Consider the following 17,799-nt stretch of genomic DNA (forward strand, 5'->3'; position numbering starts at 1 on the left):
AAAAATAGTTGTTATGGCTCACATTTTTTGTACAAATGATTTACCGTATAGCTCACAAATATGACATTGGTGTGAATTTTGCGCATTGACGGGCGATCCATTTAGAGGTATTCGTGTAGTGTGATTGCACATTTTGTAATCACTGTTTTCTTTTCCACCAGATACAAATATGAGGGAAACGAGGCATGAAGAGACAAAAACGAGATCGCCTGGAACGGGCACATCAACGTGGATATCAGGCCGGCATCGCCGGACGATCAAAAGAAATGTGTCCCTATCAGACGCTGAATCAACGGTCATACTGGTTGGGAGGTTGGCGACAAGCCATGGAGGACAGGGCGGTAATGGCCTGATTCTGTCTCTTTAGAAAAAAGAAACCTCCGCAGTGCGGAGGTTTCGCCTTTATTGGCTTTGCAAGCATGATACCGATAGCGCGGAATATCAATTCAACACTTAGAACGCGGAAGTATCCTGGAACAAACCGACTTTCAAATCGTGTGCGGTATAGATCAGACGACCATCCACCAGAACCTCACCGTCCGCCAGGCCCATGATCAGGCGACGGTTTACGATACGTTTGAAATGAATGCGATAGGTGACTTTCCTGGCTGTCGGCAGAACCTGGCCGGTAAATTTCACTTCGCCCACGCCCAGAGCGCGGCCTTTGCCTTCGCCGCCCAACCAGCCCAGGTAGAATCCCACCAATTGCCACATAGCATCCAGACCCAGACAACCGGGCATCACCGGATCGCCGATAAAGTGGCATCCGAAGAACCATAGGTCCGGATTGATATCCAGCTCGGCTTCGACATAGCCTTTGTCGAAATTGCCGCCCGTTTCGGTCATCTTAACGACGCGGTCCATCATCAGCATGTTCGGCGCAGGGAGTTGCGGCCCTTTAGCGCCAAACAGTTCACCACGACCAGAGGCAAGAAGGTCTTCTTTTGTATAGGATTCGCGTTTATCTACCATGTTTTATGTAAACCTTATTTTATTGAAGCACGCAGGATAGCTAACACGTGTACGCTGAACAAGTCCGATCAGTTCGGAATAAAAGCGTTCAGCCAACGTAATGGCCACGGGAAACGATGACGGCCTTCCTGTTGCGTCGCCTGCGCGATACGCTCCTGGATAGTCTGCATCAACGTCGTTTGACCTTCGCCATCCCACACCAGATTTAACAGTAGCGGTAAGGCGTCGGTCACGTCGTCTACCGCCCAGATAGTGAACTTCTCTTCTTTAACCGCTTGCAGCAGTTCAGATTTAAGACTGAGATGGCGGACATTGGCGGCAGGGATAATCACGCCCTGTTTACCGTTTAATTCCCGCTGCTCGCAGATGGCGAAGAAACCTTCAATTTTTTCGTTTAGCCCACCCACCGGTTGAGCGCGACCAAACTGATCGACCGAGCCGGTAATCGCAATGTTTTGATTCACTGGCACATTGGCCAGCGCGCTGATGAGCGCACATAATTCCGCCATAGAGGCGCTATCGCCATCCACTTCGCTGTAGGACTGCTCAAAGGTTAACGAGGCAGAGAAGGGAATTTGTTGCTCCAGCTGCAACTCCGACATCAGGAAGGCCTGCATAATCATCATTCCCTTAGCGTGGATATTTCCGCCAAGTTCGGCCTTGCGCTCAATATCGTTAAATTCGCCATCGCCGATATGCACAACACAGCTAATTCGCGACGGTTCGCCAAAGGCGCGTGGATGTCCGGGAAACTCAATGACGGAAAGCGCATTGATTTGTCCAACACGTTCGCCTTCGGTTTCAATCAGGATCTGCTCTTGCAGAATCTCATCCTGCATCCGCTCCGCCAGAAAGCCTTCTCGCCATTCGCGTCGGGCAAGCATCAGGCTGAGCGCTTCTGCGCCGCAGGTATCGCCTTCGCATAAAGGCGACGCCTCCTTAAACTGGCGGGCTATCCACAGTGGGCAAAGAGGCAGCGTATCCTGTTCGCCGGTATAGCGCACAGCCTCGCGTATCAGGACGGGCCAGGCGTCCGGTGCCGGAGGGGGCAAATTATCGCGTAAAGCGATACGCGTCACCCATTGACACCACAGGGTCATAGCTTCTGCGTCCGCTATCTGTAAATTGTCTTCAAATTCACTGTAGATAGCCTGTTCCGCGAGCTCCGGTTCCATTTCCTGAAAATCAGCCAGTGATTCACGTTCGCCAACCAGAATCACCTTCAGTTTGAGCGGCATTGATGGCACGGAGACCGGTAATGGACGCGACTCGTCAAACGCCACCCAGTCAAAACGCTCGCGGCTAACGATGGCTTTCAGACGCATCCACAGTAACGGCTGCGCCAGAAGGGTTCGTAAGGAAATAATCAGCACGCCGCCGTTCGCCTGATGAACCAGTCCCGGCTGCAGGGTAATGTCGCCGTTATACTGCCGCAGGCAACCAAAGAGCTGTTCGGCTTCGACCCAGTCCGCGCTGACGACTTGTGTGACGGTGGCAAAGTTGTCTTGCGCATTCTGCGCGGCGCGGTAATGAACAGTATGCCCGGAAACGTCATAATGTCCGCCGGTTAATTGTCCGGCATCGGTTTGCAGAGCGCGGACGGCATCTGAAAGTAAAGTGAGATACTCTTGCTCTTCAGGCGCTTTAGTCAGCATAAAAGAGGATGAGGTCCACGGCTGAATAAGCTGCTCAAGCGCAAATTGCAGTCGTGGCTGAGTATCACTGAGTAAGGTGTCGTTTTCGTCAGTCGCGTGTGGCTGTGCAAATATCTCCTGATAGCTTTCGCTATCCGGAACCAGATCACGCCATGCAAGTTTCGTAATGGTCAAAGTTGAGGTTTTTTAGTCTGTTGTAAAAGGGGGGATTATAGCCTAACCCGTCACGCTGCACACGCGGAAAGCGAATGCAAAGTAATATGAAGACGTGTAACCATTCACAGGTTAGAGATTCTTTTCTTCAGATGGCTAAAAAACTGATATTCTGATAACAGTTACACGGTAACATTGGGATCGCAATGAAATATCAACAACTTGAAAATCTTGAAAGCGGTTGGAAATGGAAATATCTGGTGAAAAAGCATCGCGAAGGGGAGTTGATCACCCGCTACGTGGAAGCCAGTGCTGCCCAGGAAGCCGTCAATTTGTTGTTGGCCCTCGAAAATGAACCGGTGCGGGTAAATGTCTGGATAGACAGGCATATGAATCCTGCCTTGCTTAATCGGATGAAACAAACCATTCGGGCAAGACGCAAACGACACTTCAATGCGGAACATCAGCATACGCGCAAAAAATCTATCGATTTAGAGTTTATGGTCTGGCAGCGTCTGGCGGGCCTTGCGCAGCGACGCGGTAAAACATTATCCGAAACGATAGTGCAACTGATAGAAGACGCGGAGCATAAAGAGAAATATGCCACGCAAATGACCACGTTAAAGCAGGATTTACAGGCGTTATTAGGCAAGAAGTAACGCTGAAAGGCGTTGTCATCCAGACCAGAGCAAAAAACCCCGCGACGCGGGGTTTTTTATCAGACGGAAACTTAAGCCTGCGGCTGAGTTACCACGTCTTTAACGCCTTTAACTTCGATCTCTACGCGACGATCCGGAGCCAGGCAATCGATCAGGGCAGCGCGAGGTTTCACGTTGTCACAGGTGTTGCCGGTAACCGGGTTAGATTCGCCCATACCACGTGCGGAGATTTTGTCAGACGGAATACCTTTGGAGATCAGGTAATCAACAACAGACTGAGCACGTTTCTCGGACAGACCCTGGTTGTAAGCGTCAGAACCGATACGGTCAGTGAAGCCCAGAACGACGACGGAACCGTCTTTCGGATCCAGGTTGCTCAGCTGGCTGTACAGCTGATCCAGAGCCTGCTGGCCTTCTGGTTTCAGAGTTGCTTTGTTGAAGTTGAACAGTACGTCAGACTTCAGAGTGAAGTGCTTGGTCTGTACTTCCGGAGCCGGAGCCGGAGCCGGAGCTACTACCGGAGCAGCTTCTTGCTGGCCGAAACGGTAGGAAACACCTACGCTCAGCAGGCCGTTGTCCGGACGGGTGCCGATGGTGTTGGCATCACCGATGTTGTTAGTCCACTGGTACTCCAGACGGGTTGCGATTTCAGGGGTGATGGCATACTCGATACCGCCCGCGAATACCGGGGAAACGCCGGTGTCGTGGTCTTTAGTAGACGCGCCGCCAGGGACGTTAGACTTGGTGTCTGCACGCCATACCATACCACCCAGACGGGTATAAACGTCCAGATCGTCAGTGATTGGATAACCCAGTTTAGCGGTCAACTGAACGCCCTGAGCTTTATAAGCGCCATTGATGTTGTCGCCTTTGTACGGCATACGGCCTAACCAGTCGTAGCCCATTTCAAAGCCAACGTACGGGTTAACCTGGTAACCACCAAAAGCACCTGCGCCCAGTTGGTTTTCATGAGTCGGGCCATCATTGTTAATGAAGCCGGTGTCATGGTACTGAGACCAGCCCAGTTTAGCACCAGCGTACCAGGTGTTATCTTTCGGAGCGGCCTGCGCTACGGTAGCGAAACCAGCCAGTGCCACTGCAATCGCGATAGCTGTCTTTTTCATTTTTTGCGCCTCGTTATCATCCAAAATACGCCATGAATATCTCCAACGAGATAACACGGTTAAATCCTTCACCGGGGGATCTGCTCAATAGTTACTCTACCGATATCTACGGCTTATGCTGAGCACCCCTGGCGATGTAAAGTCTACAACGTAGTTGGAAACTTACAAGTGTGAACTCCGTCAGACATGTGAAAAAAACATGCTGGATATACACATCATTTAACAGTTTCAGATGATAAATCGTACAGCAAAAATTGCGGAAACCGCTTCTGGCAAGCTTTCTCGCAAAAAAAACGTTACCACTCAAAGGAGATGCGTTCGCGTAAAAAAAAGTCCAGGATAAATCCTAATTTTACTTAATGATACAAATTAGAGTGAATTTTTAGCCCGGAATGCTGTCTCCTGGGTAAAGCGTGCGCACGTACAGGGCGCATGATAAACCCTACCGCATTACCTACCTTCGCTGCTTCAACCAGGCTGGCATGTTCTTCTTCTGTCAGTTCTTCAGTCAACCAACCAATTACCACGCTGTAATTTCCTGTACGCAAAGCGCGGATCATCGACTCCAGCGTATGACGAGGCGCAAGCTGGCTAATTTGCATCACTTTCGTTAATGGCAAACCTGAAGACTGTACCCATTCACGGCTGAGCTTTTGCTGCGGCGTGAGCCAGAGCTGCCAGCGTGATTGTTGGCCTAACTGACGGAGTAAAGGCAAAAGCAGGAGTTGCGCCATCATGGGCTGGTCTTCGTGGTAGACAACTTCACTGACCAGTCCTGCCGCGGCATTTTCCGTAGCGGTGCGCGCAGCGTTGTGGGTAGTGGTAGGAAATGACGAAGAACGATTTGCATAACCTGAAGTGTACATAATCAATCCAGCCCTGTGAGTTACTGTATATTCATACAGTACCCCTGTGGCGATGAAAGATCAACTCTATTTTCGGAAACTGTCTCGCAATTTTTATTCTTAGTGGCGTCAAAAATAAAAATCATCTTGCTCGCGGAGTATAAGTTGCCTATTTTCGTCATTAACGGATCCGTTACTGCAAATCATTCTTTTACTTTATGATTTAAAAGGAATTTTATGAGAGCACTCTCTTATGACAGGATCTATAAATCGCAAGAATATTTGGCCTCTTTGGGGACGATCCAGTATCGATCTTTATTCGGTAGCTATAGTCTGACCGTGGAGGATACCGTCTTTGCGATGGTGGCTAATGGTGAGCTTTATCTCCGCGCCTGTGAAGAAAGCGTACCCTACTGTGTGAAGCATCCTCCCGCCTGGCTCATGTTTATGAAATGTGGACGTCCCGTTATGCTCAACTATTACCGGGTGGATGAAAGCCTGTGGCGCGATCAGCAGCAGCTGGTACGTTTATCGAAGTATTCTCTTGACGCGGCAATGAAGGAAAAACACAGCCGTATTTTACAGCACAGACTCAAAGATCTCCCCAATATGACCTTCCATCTGGAAACATTGCTCAATGAGTCAGGGATAAAGGACGAAAATATGTTACGCATACTGGGCGCGAAAATGTGCTGGCTAAGGTTGCGACAAAGCAATCCCTTGCTGACGGTGAAAGTTTTGTATGCCCTGGAAGGCGCAATTGTCGGCGTACATGAAGCGGCGCTCCCGGCGAGTCGTCGCCAGGAGCTTGCCGACTGGGCTCATTCGCTTACGGCTGGGTAATTAATGTAGAAGTCGGCGGTGAAATTTGCCGTTGCAAGCGTCCAATCTCGGGCAGTAAGGCAATGAGCAAACCAATTTGTTGAACAACCAGAGGTTCTTTGCTGTCCGGACGTGTTTCCAGCGACTGAACTCGCTGCTTTAAACCCTCCAGCGCCTGGTGTACGCGCTGTTCGTCTTCAGGTTGATGATGAAGCGCATCATCAACGTAGCAGACCGCGTCATCCAGAAGCCCCAACACGTCCGGATTACTGAGCTTTTCGCGGTGCGCGCCGAGGGCGGAGATATAGCTGGTAAAAGTGTGATTGAGGCAAAGCAGCCTGAACGCCGCCTCCCGGGTTTCGGCCGTGACGTCGGGTTCGCTCGACATATTAGAAACCACGGATGCCAGTTCTGCATCGCGGTTGTGCGCGTCGCGTCTGGCAATGCGATAGGCCAGGCGGTTATCCCGTCCCTGGTGATATTGCTCAAGGATCGCATCAAGGTAGCGGCAATTAGCATCGGTGGCGCGCTGGAGTACCCGGGGAAGGTTGCGAAAGCGCCAGTCCGGCCAAATAAAGCTGACCGCAGCCCAGGCGATAGCGCAGCCAATTAACGTGTCGACGACGCGCGGTAACGCTACCTCGAAGCCTTCGCCCAGGAGGTTAAAGCAGAGTAATACCAGCAGGGTGATGAACATCGTCGCATGGGCATACTGCACATTACGGAATGCGAAGAAAAGCACGCCGGTAATCACCAGCAGAACTAACTGTCCTTCAAGCGAAGGGACAAACCATAAAATCGGCAGGCCGATCGCAACGCCTACCAACGTACCGATAATCCTGAGCGCAAGGCGATGGCGGGTCGCGTTATAGTTAGGCTGACAAACGAACAGGCTGGTGAGCAATATCCAGTACCCGTGGCGCATCCCGGTAATTTGGATGAGAGCATAACCGATGCACAATACCAGCGACATGCGTACCGCATGGCGAAAGAGAGCGGACTCCGGGGTAAAATTACGCCTCAGACGCAGCCAGATGTCGCTAAACCCGTGCAGGCTATCATCAGCCAACTGGTTTTCTGACTCATTGCGCGGCATTGCCTGGGCCTGCTCCGACTCGATCGTCGCCAGTTGCGCATCAATAGCGCGTAGGTTGGTTAATAAGAACCCAAGCGTATTTAACAGCTCTAACGAAGCGCCGCTGGCGCGCATACGTTCAAGCGCGGCGTCAATGTGGGTAAAGACGCGTTCAAAACGCGGATCATGCTGGTACGGCGTACGCAGTAAGATACAGCGCGCCAGCTGCGTACAGGCCTGCGCCTGCATCGACATCAGACGTTGAAAGCGGAACATGACGTCGCTATGGCGAAAATAATCGCGCAGCGTCTGGTATTGAATATGCGAAGAACTGGCGCGTTCATGAATATCCTGCGCCACAAAATAGTAATGGAGGGTGCGGCGCGTACCGCGTTGACCGCGATCGCCGCGCAGTCGAGTCAACAACGACACTTTCGTTTGGTTCAGCGTCGCCATTAACTGCCCGTTCGCTAACGCTAAACCATAGAGCGGCGCCTGGCTTTCATCTTCAATATCAGGATCAAACAGACGTGATTTCAGTTCCAGATAGTGCGCTAACTGTTCGTAACTGCGTGCCAGATTATCCTGCAACGGACGGATCGGAAATAGCAGATGCCCGGTTAGCGTCAGTAGGTTATACCATACTGCGCCTGCCAGCAGGAGTAGAGGTTGCTGATACCAGTGATCGTATAAAGAGGTACCCAGCATCGTATAGATGGCAATGAGTAACGCGCCGAACGCGATGGTGGCATAGCGTTGCCCTAATCCTCCCAACAGAATAAACCCGCTGGTGGATAACGTTAAGCCCAACGCAAATAGCCACGGCCAGGGAAAGAGCAGCTCCACAGAAGCCGACGCGATAAAAAAGCAAATTAAGGTAATGATTAAATTACGCAAGCGTCCGGCAAGGCGGTCGTCGAGATCGGTTAGCGCCGCGGCAACCATACCGAGCGTGAGCGGGATGGTCAGTTTGACGTCGCCCAGCCACCAGGGCAGGGCGGTGGTGCCGCACAGAGCGATAAAAATGCGGATGTAATACAGCCAGGTACTGTTCCAGGTATAACGGCGAATCAACGGACTTAACATAAAGGCTATTTGTCCCGATCATTCAAAACGGCGGCGCGCGTTAGCTTCTCGCGCGGCGCGAGCGGTTTCTACAGAGACGACGCGGCGACCGACAGGCCAAAGCGCAATCGCGGCAATTTTAAAGTTCGCAATACCGACAGGTATCCCGATGATAGTGACACACTGCGCGATACCGGAGGCAATGTGCATCAGGCATAGCCACCAGCCGAAAAAAAGTAACCAGAAAATATTCAGCAAGGTACCGCCAGTATTCATTAATACGCTTTTCGCCGCCGGATTAAGTTCGTCAACGTGAATGGCTTCATTACCGTAAGGGAACAGGGACAGTTTGGTTATCTCCCAGCAGGAGCGGGTCAACGGCAGGGTAAAAATAAGCACAATACTGACCAGCGTCGCCAGCAGCCAGGCCAGCGTAGTGGCAAAGCCGCCCAGTACAAAGTTTAAAATATTCAGAACGGTACGCATAAACCCTCAGTTCATTCCGGTTTTCTATCACTGCGGGCAATTGTAACGTTTTTTTAGACTGGAGCACGTTTTCTCTGGCGGTTACACTGATAAGCACATCTTTACGTCTGGATTCGCTGAGTCATGGAACTGAAAGCAACTTCTCTTGGAAAACGTCTGGCGCAACACCCGTATGATCGTGCCGTGATCCTCAACGCTGGGGTGAAAGTGTCTGGCGACAGGCATGAATATCTTATTCCATTCAATCAGTTATTGGCGATTCACTGTAAGCGTGGGCTGGTATGGGGCGAGCTGGAGTTTGTCCTGCCGGAGGATAAAGTCGTGCGTTTGCACGGTACTGAGTGGTCGGAAACTCAGCAATTCCATCGCTATCTGGACGCGCACTGGCGTCGCTGGAGCCAGGAGATGAGTGATGTCGCCGCGCAGGCATTACAAGAGCAATGGGCGCGTATTAGTGAGCGAACGGGCGAAAACCAATGGCTTACCCGTGAACGCGTTCGGGGGCTGGAACACGAAATTCGCCAGACGTTTGCCGCCTTACCGCTGCCGGTCTCACGTCTGGAGGAGTTTGATCACTGTCGCGAGATATGGCGTAAGTGTCTGGCATGGTTGCAGGATAGCGAGGGAAGTCGGCAGCAGCATAATCAGGCGTATGCCGATGCCATGCTGGAAGCGCATGCCGACTTTTTTACGCAGATAGAATCTTCTCCGCTTAATCCCTCCCAGGCCAGGGCGGTGGTTAACGGCGAATCATCGTTACTGGTACTGGCGGGTGCGGGAAGCGGCAAGACTTCGGTGCTGGTGGCGCGCGCGGGTTGGCTGTTGGCGCGCGGACAAGCCGATGCGGGGCAAATTCTTTTACTGGCGTTTGGTCGCAAGGCGGCAGAAGAGATGGATGAGCGTATCCGCGAGCGCTTACATACGGAAGAGATTACTGCCCGTACGTTCCATTCGCTGGCGCTGTATATTATTCAGCAAGGCAGTAAAAAAGCGCCGGTTGTCAGTAAGCTGGAAAGTGACGCCACCGCACGGCATCAGCTATTTCTGCGCACCTGGCGTCAGCAGTGTAGCGAGAAAAAAGCGCAGGCCAAAGGCTGGCGTCAGTGGCTGGAAGAGGAGATGCAGTGGGTAGTGCCGGAAGGTAATTTCTGGGACGATGAGACATTGCAGCGGCGTCTGGCCCCTCGCCTGGATCGTTGGGTCAGCTTGATGCGTATGCACGGCGGCGCGCAGGCAGAAATGATCGCTGGCGCGCCAGAGGAGTGCCGCGAGCTGTTTGGCAAACGCATTAAGCTGATGGCGCCGCTGCTGAAGGCCTGGAAAAGCGCGTTGAAAGCGGAAAATGCCGTTGATTTCTCCGGTCTGATCCATCAGGCAATGGTGATCCTCGAAAAAGGGCGTTTTATCAGCCCGTGGAAGCATATTCTGGTCGATGAATTTCAGGATATTTCCCCGCAACGGGCGGCGCTGTTAGAAGCACTGCGCAAGCAGAATAGCCAGACTACGCTGTTTGCCGTGGGCGATGACTGGCAGGCGATTTACCGTTTTAGCGGGGCGCAGCTCTCCTTAACGACGGCGTTTCATCAGATGTTCGGCGAGGGCGAGCATTGCCACCTGGACACCACGTACCGTTTTAACAGTCGGATTGGCGATATTGCCAATCGCTTTGTACAGCAGAATCCGCACCAGCTTAAAAAACCGTTAAATAGTCTGACCCCAGGCGATAAAAAAGCGGTGACGTTATTAGATGAAAGCCAGTTGGACGCGTTACTGGATAAATTATCCGGCTATGCGAAGGAAGATGAACGTATCCTGGTGCTGGCGCGCTATCATCATCTGAAACCCGCGAGTCTACAAAAAGCGGCGACTCGCTGGCCGAAGTTACAGATAGACTTCATGACTATCCATGCCAGCAAAGGCCAACAGGCCGATTACGTGATTCTTGTCGGATTGCAGGAGGGTAACGACGGTTTCCCCGCCCCGGCGCGAGAATCCATTATGGAAAGTGCGCTTCTTCCTCAGGTTGAGGATTTTCCGGACGCTGAAGAGCGGCGTTTGTTATATGTGGCGTTGACGCGCGCGCGTGCGCGGGTCTGGCTGCTTTTTAATAAAGATAATCCCTCGCGCTTTGTGGAGGCGCTTAAACAGCTGGATGTGCCGGTGGCGAGGAAGCCCTAAAGCGCGGGCGGTACAGCATCCCGCCCGCGTAGCGGTTATTTCAGGCGCTCGGCCAGATAACGCGCATAATCCGGAATAAGAATATCTACAGCGTCATTAAAATGCGGGGACTGGATGATAAAGTCCGCCGTTGAGACATTAGTGGCGACAGGAATATTCCATACGGTGGCCAGACGCAGTAGCGCTTTGACATCGGGGTCGTGCGGTACCGCGTTAAGCGGGTCCCAGAAGAAAATCAACACGTCGATTTTCCCTTCTGAAATGAGCGCGCCAACCTGCTGGTCGCCGCCCATCGGGCCGCTCAGCATCGCATTAACGTCCATACCGGTTGCGCGCTGGATCAGATTCCCCGTGGTGCCGGTTGCATAAAGAACGTGTTTTTCCAGCAACGGCTGATGGCGTTCCACCCAGTTCATTAACATCTGTTTGCAGTGGTCGTGAGCAACCAACGCGATATGTTTGCGCGTCGGCAAGGTGCGAGTCGTCAGTTCCATAATTCGATTCCGTAGTTAACCTGTCTACAGATTACTGGAAGCGCTTGATGCTGCAAGAGAAAGACAAAAAAATTGCGCGCTGGGACAACTCATATCAAGAGGGCGGCTGTTTTTCCGCCCATTGCAGAAAATGATGGCGTGTCTGCGGGTCGGCCAGTCGGAACCAATATTTCAGCCGCTGTTCTGTCAGAGTTTGTGATTGCGGCGGTACGGTATCAAGCTCTGAGACGTCGGAAAGTAATGTGCTGTCGTCTGCCATCATCGTGGCGAACTGAGGAAGCGAGGCGCGTTTCGCCGATTTATTATAACGCTCGGTCTCTATTTCATAATCGACCACTTTAGCCGTAGAAGTAATGGCCAGAATATCGAGTTTTACCGGAATGGGCATGGCGTCGCCGTCCAAAAGCGCCAGACGCGGCGCCGCGTTAAAATGCGAGGCTTCGCGCTCGTTTTCCAGCCGCGGGAGCTGAAAATTGACCTGACTTATCAGCTGGGTATCGAAACTTATCACCAGCGGCGGAGAAATATAAAGCCGCTCTTCATTACCGGGCAGGCGGATGGTTTTTTCCACCCGGAAAACGAGTTGATGCGGCCCGTTTTCCAGTTCGATGCTCTCTGCGCCGCGTAATAAAGAGCTGGACACCTTTTTACCGTCCAGCACCAGCAGATCAACCTCATTCGACAAACGGAGCGTTGTGGCAAAAACAGTCACCGGCAAACAGAGAGCAAGGAAGGTGGTTAGCGCGCCGGTTTTCATAAGGTTCTCCTGTCCAAAGGCCGTCTGGCTAATAATGTATCGAAATTTTTCTTAGATCATGTTTACTAACATATAGACATATTTTGGCGTTTTGCTCTCATACATCGGTATGGGATGAATGGTTGCTATGTCAGGTTTGTCGTACACTTTGCAAAACAGCCAGGAGAAAGATGATGAAAGAGACCGATATTGCTGATGTATTGACGTCCACTCGCACTATCGCGCTGGTAGGTGCGAGCGATAAACCCGATCGTCCAAGTTATCGGGTAATGAAATACCTGCTTGAGCAGGGTTACCATGTGATTCCGGTTGCGCCAAAAGTCGCGGGTAAGACATTGCTGGGGCAACAGGGGTATGCCACGCTGGCGGACATTCCAGAAAAAGTCGATATGGTGGATGTTTTTCGCAACTCTGAAGCTGCATGGGGCGTTGCGCAGGAAGCTATCGCTATCGGCGCAAAAACGCTGTGGCTACAGCTTGGCGTGATCAACGAGCAGGCGGCGGTACTGGCGCGGGATGCAGGCATGACCGTGGTGATGGATCGCTGCCCGGCGATTGAGATCCCTCGCCTGGGGCTGGCGAAATAAAAGTTTAAATGGCCGGATATCGCCCTCCGGCCTTTTAAATACAATCAGTTACGTAGTCGCGGCGCCTGAAGCTGTTTGCGAATGGTACGCGCCAGTTCATCCATCGATGGCTGTTCTGGATGCTCGTCCCGCATTTCGCTTCGCAACTGGGCCTCGGCCAGATAAGTATGCACTGGCTGACCATCATCATCTTCCATTACCACGTGGTACCACGGAGCAGCGCGAAGTTCGTCGTTAACCGCCAGTTCATCAGGCGACGGCTCATCAAGCGAATATTCCGGGTCGATATCGACGACCACTCCGAGGTAACCTAACAGGGAATGGCGGACCTGTTGGCCGATACCGAATTTGCTGGCTATCATAGTCACCTCCCGGGAAATAGATACCCTTTATATGAGGATACTATTCCACTTTTCAAGTTACATGACGCGACAGGCAAACCCTTTCAGATACAGCCCTTCCGGGTAGGTGGCGATCACCGGGTGATCGGCGGCCTGACGGAACTGCTCTATAAATTGTACATCACGACCGGCATCTATTGCGGCATCGGCAATGATTTTCTGAAATAAATCGCTGGTCATCAGTCCGGAGCAAGAGAATGTCAGCAGTATGCCGCCCGGATTGAGCAGTTGAATCGCTAACATGTTAATGTCTTTATAGCCCCGGCAGGCCCCCATTAACTGGCTTTTATTTTCGACGAATTTGGGCGGGTCCATGATGATGACGTCGAATTTTTCGCCGTGTTCACGGTAAGCGCGCAGCAACTTAAACACGTCATCGCGCACGAATTCGGCTTTGCTCAAGTCCAGTTGGTTCAGTTCAACGTTTTGCCTGGCGATATCCAGCGCATCCTGTGAGGTATCCACGCTGACAACCTGGCGACAACCGCCCATTAACGCCGACACGGCAAAACCGCCGGTATAAGAGAAGCAGTTCAGTACCCGCTGATTTTCCACGTAGCGGCGCGTCGCCAGACGACTGTCGCGCTGATCAAGATAATAACCGGTTTTGTGGCCGCCCTGGATATCGACCAGCAATTTCATACCGTGTTCTTCAATTGGCAGAAGCGCAGGTGGCAGTTCGCCAGTGACCGGGCCTTGCGTCAGCGCCATCCCTTCTTTTTTCCGCACGGCGACGTCGCTGCGATCGTAAATAGCGCAATCCGGATAGCATGTTTGCAGAGCGCTAATTAATGCGGCGCGTTGATATTCGGCCCCGGCACTGAGCAGTTGCAGCACCAAAAAATGACCAAAACGATCGATAGTGACGCCAGGCAGGCCATCGGATTCACCGGCGATCAGACGATAGCTATCCAGGCCGTCTTTTTTCGCCAGCCAGTCGCGCCACTGCTGCGCCTGGCGCAGGCGGCGGGTGAAAAACGCAATATCAATGGATTCTGCTTTATCAAATGTCCAGACGCGCGCGCGGATCTGGGATGCTGGCGACCAGGCGCCGCGTGCTAACCACTTTCCCTGATGGTCGACGATATCGATAGTTTCACCGAGGTTGGCTTTGCCTTCCAGACGGGAGACGGCGCCGGAAAAGACCCATGGGTGGCGGCGGAGTAAAGATTTTTCTCGCCCTTTGCTGAGGACTAAACGGGGATATTGCGGAAATGTAGATTCAGTCATGCGGAGTAACCTCTCACAAACAGTGACGCGAGCCGGATGATAGCTCCAGCCAGGGACCGTGAAAACGAAATGGCGCGTAGGGTAGCACAGATGAGAGAGGCAATCACCAGCGTATGGCGGTGAGCGTTTCTGCACAAAATAGAATCGTAAAGGCACAGTTTCTTCAGCGGACGCTTTTTATAGTGTTATTTCTTTACATGAAGAAGGAAATACAATGAAAACAGTCTTCTCTTTGACCGCAGCCGCAATGATGGCATTGAGTGGCGGCGTATCTGCCGCGTCGGCGTTTAGCCTCAGTAGTGCGGATATTCCGGCGGATTTTCGTTTAACGCAACAGCATATCTTTAAAGGATTTGGTTGTAGCGGAGAAAATATTTCGCCGCAGCTGAGCTGGCGCAATCCGCCTGCCGGAACCAAAAGCTACGCTATTACCGTCTTCGATCCTGATGCGCCCACCGGAAGCGGCTGGTGGCACTGGACGATGGTGAATATTCCTGCGCAGATTCACGACCTGCCGACGGGGGCTGATAAAAAAACGTTACCCGCTGGAGTGGTGCAGGGACGGAATGATTTCGGTTATGCTGGCTTTGGCGGCGCCTGTCCGCCGCCGGGCGATAAGCCTCATCGCTATCAGTTTACTGTGTGGGCGCTGAATACGGCAACACTGCCGCTCGACAGTGAGTCGAGTGGCGCGTTGGTAGGGTTTATGCTTAACGCGCATGTGATTGCGAAAGCACAATTCACGGCCACATACGGAAGATAAAATAGAGGACGGCACGGTGCAGGAGATGCATATTCGACATCAGGATCTTACGACGGCAGAGGTGCGTTCCAGTCATCTGCACCGTTTGCATCGTGTTACGCTTTTTTCCGCCGCTATTTGCCATATTACGCAGGGCAGTAAAGTCATCATTCAGGATGATAGCCGCCTTGTCGCCGGGCCGGGCGAGTTGATTATTATTCCGGCGAACACGCCGCTGGAGATTATTAATCAGCCTGCGCAGAACGGTTTTCGCTCCGACCTGTTGTTACTTTCACCGGAGATTATTGCTCGCTTTAAAACGATGTACGTTCAGGATTATCCACCGGCAAACCTGACATCGCTGTGTACGCCGATGAGCCGTAGCCTGACATTTATGTGGGAGAACGTGTTGGATGCTGTGCGCCAGGGTTTACCCGTTGGGCTACAGGAACATCAGGCGATGGGGTTACTGTTAGCGCTTTTGCATGATGGCGCGGCAGGACCGCTGCTTATTGAACGGCGTTACACCCTCACGGAGCAGGTGCGGCAACTGATTATGCTCTCGCCTGCTAAGCTATGGACAGCCCAGGAGATAGCCCGCCGTCTTGCTATGGGAACATCGACGCTGCGTCGGCGTTTGCAGCGCGAATCGCAGAGTTATCGACAAATTGTTGAAGAGGTGCGCATGTCCTGCGCGCTTTCTCAACTGCAATCGACGACGCTGCCGATCGGCGAAATAGCGCTACGGTGCGGTTACCTGTCGGGGTCGCGATTTACGGCCAGATTCCGCCAACATTATGGGTGTCTGCCCAGTCAGGTACGTTAAGTATGTCCTGTATGAGCCTCCACCACTGATTATGAAAGGAGAACCATCATGTCGAACGTCTGCATTATCGCCTGGGTTTATGGTCGCGTTCAGGGAGTCGGGTTTCGCTATACCACGCAGCATGAGGCGCAGCGGCTGGGGTTAACCGGCTATGCGAAGAATATGGATGACGGAAGCGTAGAAGTGGTGGCCTGTGGCGACGCGGCGCAGGTGGAAAAACTCATCAAGTGGCTGAAAGAGGGCGGGCCGCGCTCTGCTCGTGTGGACAAAATCCTCACTGAACCGCACAGCCCTCGCGAGACGCTAACAGGCTTTAGTATTCGGTGTTAAATACATTTTACCGGCTTGGGCAGACCGGCGATTTTGGTCGCTTGCTTTGCCGGGCCTTTCGGGAACAGACGATACAGATAGCGGCTGTTGCCTTTTTCTTCGCCGAACTTATTCGCCATCGCCTTTACCAGCATTCGGATGGCGGGAGAGGTATTAAACTCCAGGTAAAATTCGCGCACGAAGCGCACGACTTCCCAGTGTTCCGCAGAGAGCTCAATGCCTTCATTGGCGGCGATAGCGACTGCCAGCGCTTCACTCCACTGCGTCGTCTCTTTCAGATAGCCTTCGCTATCAGTACTGATTTCTTTACCTTCAAAGATCAACATAACGTTTCACTGCGTAATCAACACGGACGGCAGTGTAGCAAAAAATAAAGCCCTGCATAAGCAGGGCTGGAAGAGGGGAATGTCGATTAGTCGCGGCTGGCGAAGCCCAGGATGCTGAGCAGGCTGACAAAGATGTTGTACAGCGAAACGTACAGACTGACGGTCGCACGAATATAGTTGGTTTCACCGCCGTGAATGATGTTACTGGTTTCATACAGGATAGCGCCCGAGGAAATCAGGATAAACACCGCGCTAATCGCCAGGTGCAATGCAGGCAGTTGCAGGAAAATATTCGCCACCATACCAATCAGCACGACGACGATCCCGGCCATTAACATACCGCCCAGGAAAGACATATCCTTACGGGTGGTCAGAACGTAAGCGGAGCAGCAGAAAAATACTAACGCGGTCCCACCCAGCGCCAGGCCAATGACATCGCCCATGCCTGCTGACAGATAGGCGTTAAGAATCGGGCCCAGGATATAGCCGAGGAAGCCGGTAAACGCAAAAGCAGACAGGATACCGACCGGCTTATTGGCGGTTTTATAGGTCAGGAACATCAGCCCATACATACCGACCAGCGTCAGAATCAGGCCGGGGGAGGGCAGCATCAGTACCGTACTGGCTGTCGCGGTAATTGCGGAGAAAGCCAGCGTCAGGCTCAACAGAAAATAGGTGTTGCGCAGTACTTTGTGCGTACTCAGTAGCGAGCTACGATCACGCGATGATGTAATGATACGATCCATTAGTCACTCTCTTATGACAGATGTAATTAATAAAGGAGAATAATAAAAACAGTCACTGTCACCCAGTGGTTTTACCCATCTTTACGCATTCGTTTACGTTTAGTTTCCTTAAGAGATTTCAGGTGATTACCGTCGTTAAAACGGTCTGCTCATGCCTGGCGCTACGCCATAAAACAGGCGGCAGCGCCAACTACGCGCTACCGATAAAAAATTGATAATCACAGAGGTAAAACAGTGGGGACGATCAACACGTATTAAGCCAGTTTTTGTGTTGAAGAAATGGTCAATGTGCCGCTATTTCAGGCAATTAACGAAATTTTGCCTGT

General features: G+C 52.1%; 20 protein-coding genes. 8 read left to right on the plus strand and 12 right to left on the minus strand.

Annotated elements, in window-relative coordinates:
• Window positions 1-185 precede the first annotated feature (185 nt).
• Window positions 186-353 carry a ribosome modulation factor gene (gene rmf / locus NA624_RS00055; RefSeq protein ID WP_001537784.1) on the plus strand — a complete coding sequence of 56 codons (168 nt, stop codon included), beginning with the start codon at window positions 186-188 and terminating at the stop codon, window positions 351-353.
• 100 nt (window positions 354-453) lie between these two features.
• On the opposite strand, the gene fabA is transcribed toward rmf, so the two are convergent.
• Window positions 454-972 carry a bifunctional 3-hydroxydecanoyl-ACP dehydratase/trans-2-decenoyl-ACP isomerase gene (gene fabA, locus NA624_RS00060; RefSeq protein WP_000227928.1) on the minus strand — a complete coding sequence of 173 codons (519 nt, stop codon included), beginning with the start codon at window positions 970-972 and terminating at the stop codon, window positions 454-456.
• A 68-nt stretch (window positions 973-1,040) separates the two neighbouring features.
• Window positions 1,041-2,801, minus strand: a complete 1,761-nt coding sequence (locus NA624_RS00065) for an AAA family ATPase (RefSeq protein WP_000156462.1) — start codon at window positions 2,799-2,801, stop codon at window positions 1,041-1,043.
• Window positions 2,802-2,986: 185 nt separating this feature from the next.
• On the opposite strand from NA624_RS00065, the gene matP reads away from it, so the two are divergent.
• Window positions 2,987-3,439 carry a macrodomain Ter protein MatP gene (gene matP / locus NA624_RS00070; RefSeq protein WP_000877172.1) on the plus strand — a complete coding sequence of 151 codons (453 nt, stop codon included), beginning with the start codon at window positions 2,987-2,989 and terminating at the stop codon, window positions 3,437-3,439.
• Window positions 3,440-3,510: 71 nt separating this feature from the next.
• Here the strand turns inward: matP and ompA are convergent, their stop codons facing one another.
• Entirely contained in the window at window positions 3,511-4,563 is a 1,053-nt protein-coding gene (gene ompA / locus NA624_RS00075) for a porin OmpA (RefSeq protein ID WP_001562588.1), read from the minus strand.
• Window positions 4,564-4,919: 356 nt separating this feature from the next.
• Window positions 4,920-5,429 (minus strand): SOS-induced cell division inhibitor SulA, encoded by a 510-nt coding sequence (sulA, locus tag NA624_RS00080; RefSeq protein ID WP_000288730.1) that lies wholly within the window; start codon window positions 5,427-5,429, stop codon window positions 4,920-4,922.
• Between the two features lie 216 nt (window positions 5,430-5,645).
• On the opposite strand from sulA, the gene NA624_RS00085 reads away from it, so the two are divergent.
• A complete protein-coding gene (locus NA624_RS00085; protein ID WP_001202375.1) occupies window positions 5,646-6,251 on the plus strand; it encodes a TfoX/Sxy family DNA transformation protein in 606 nt (201 codons plus the stop codon).
• Here NA624_RS00085 and yccS read toward each other — a convergent pair.
• Entirely contained in the window at window positions 6,238-8,391 is a 2,154-nt protein-coding gene (yccS, locus tag NA624_RS00090; RefSeq protein ID WP_000950884.1) for a YccS family putative transporter, read from the minus strand. The two genes, NA624_RS00085 and yccS, sit on opposite strands and share 14 nt — an antisense overlap.
• Window positions 8,392-8,409: 18 nt before the next feature.
• Window positions 8,410-8,856, minus strand: a complete 447-nt coding sequence (locus tag NA624_RS00095) for a YccF domain-containing protein (RefSeq protein WP_001261222.1) — start codon at window positions 8,854-8,856, stop codon at window positions 8,410-8,412.
• A gap of 123 nt (window positions 8,857-8,979) precedes the next feature.
• Here NA624_RS00095 and helD point away from each other — a divergent pair, with 123 nt between their 5' ends.
• A complete protein-coding gene (gene helD, locus NA624_RS00100; protein WP_000420522.1) occupies window positions 8,980-11,034 on the plus strand; it encodes a DNA helicase IV in 2,055 nt (684 codons plus the stop codon).
• Window positions 11,035-11,069: 35 nt separating this feature from the next.
• On the opposite strand, the gene mgsA is transcribed toward helD, so the two are convergent.
• Together mgsA and NA624_RS00110 are read right to left on the minus strand one after the other, a co-directional pair.
• The gene (mgsA, locus tag NA624_RS00105; protein ID WP_000424187.1) at window positions 11,070-11,528 is read right to left on the minus strand and encodes a methylglyoxal synthase; all 459 of its coding nucleotides are present in this window, start codon (window positions 11,526-11,528) and stop codon (window positions 11,070-11,072) included.
• 94 nt (window positions 11,529-11,622) lie between these two features.
• Entirely contained in the window at window positions 11,623-12,285 is a 663-nt protein-coding gene (locus NA624_RS00110) for a DUF2057 family protein (protein ID WP_000847732.1), read from the minus strand.
• Window positions 12,286-12,458: 173 nt separating this feature from the next.
• On the opposite strand from NA624_RS00110, the gene NA624_RS00115 reads away from it, so the two are divergent.
• Window positions 12,459-12,872, plus strand: a complete 414-nt coding sequence (locus NA624_RS00115) for a CoA-binding protein (RefSeq protein WP_001537782.1) — start codon at window positions 12,459-12,461, stop codon at window positions 12,870-12,872.
• Window positions 12,873-12,916: 44 nt separating this feature from the next.
• Here NA624_RS00115 and hspQ read toward each other — a convergent pair whose 3' ends face one another.
• Window positions 12,917-13,234, minus strand: coding sequence for a heat shock protein HspQ (hspQ, locus tag NA624_RS00120; protein WP_000561983.1), 318 nt, complete (start codon window positions 13,232-13,234; stop codon window positions 12,917-12,919).
• A gap of 57 nt (window positions 13,235-13,291) precedes the next feature.
• Window positions 13,292-14,503 carry a 23S rRNA (cytosine(1962)-C(5))-methyltransferase RlmI gene (gene rlmI / locus NA624_RS00125; RefSeq protein ID WP_000140480.1) on the minus strand — a complete coding sequence of 404 codons (1,212 nt, stop codon included), beginning with the start codon at window positions 14,501-14,503 and terminating at the stop codon, window positions 13,292-13,294.
• A 214-nt stretch (window positions 14,504-14,717) separates the two neighbouring features.
• Here rlmI and NA624_RS00130 point away from each other — a divergent pair, with 214 nt between their 5' ends.
• From NA624_RS00130 to yccX, 3 genes are read left to right on the plus strand one after another with little or no spacing between them, the layout of a single operon-like run.
• The gene (locus NA624_RS00130) at window positions 14,718-15,266 is read left to right on the plus strand and encodes a YbhB/YbcL family Raf kinase inhibitor-like protein (RefSeq protein WP_000859413.1); all 549 of its coding nucleotides are present in this window, start codon (window positions 14,718-14,720) and stop codon (window positions 15,264-15,266) included.
• Window positions 15,267-15,291: 25 nt separating this feature from the next.
• A complete protein-coding gene (locus tag NA624_RS00135) occupies window positions 15,292-16,071 on the plus strand; it encodes a helix-turn-helix transcriptional regulator (protein WP_000548082.1) in 780 nt (259 codons plus the stop codon).
• Between the two features lie 48 nt (window positions 16,072-16,119).
• Window positions 16,120-16,401, plus strand: a complete 282-nt coding sequence (gene yccX, locus NA624_RS00140; RefSeq protein WP_000072883.1) for an acylphosphatase — start codon at window positions 16,120-16,122, stop codon at window positions 16,399-16,401.
• Here yccX and tusE read toward each other — a convergent pair.
• Both tusE and yccA read right to left on the minus strand, forming a co-directional pair.
• On the minus strand, window positions 16,398-16,727 hold the full coding sequence (gene tusE, locus NA624_RS00145; protein ID WP_000904446.1) for a sulfurtransferase TusE: 330 nt from the start codon (window positions 16,725-16,727) through the stop codon (window positions 16,398-16,400). The two genes, yccX and tusE, sit on opposite strands and share 4 nt — an antisense overlap.
• An 86-nt stretch (window positions 16,728-16,813) precedes the next feature.
• Window positions 16,814-17,473 carry an FtsH protease modulator YccA gene (gene yccA / locus NA624_RS00150; protein WP_000374046.1) on the minus strand — a complete coding sequence of 220 codons (660 nt, stop codon included), beginning with the start codon at window positions 17,471-17,473 and terminating at the stop codon, window positions 16,814-16,816.
• Window positions 17,474-17,799: the final 326 nt, after the last annotated feature.

Source organism: Salmonella sp. NW38, assembly GCF_051807745.1.
Lineage (GTDB): Bacteria > Pseudomonadota > Gammaproteobacteria > Enterobacterales > Enterobacteriaceae > Salmonella > Salmonella enterica.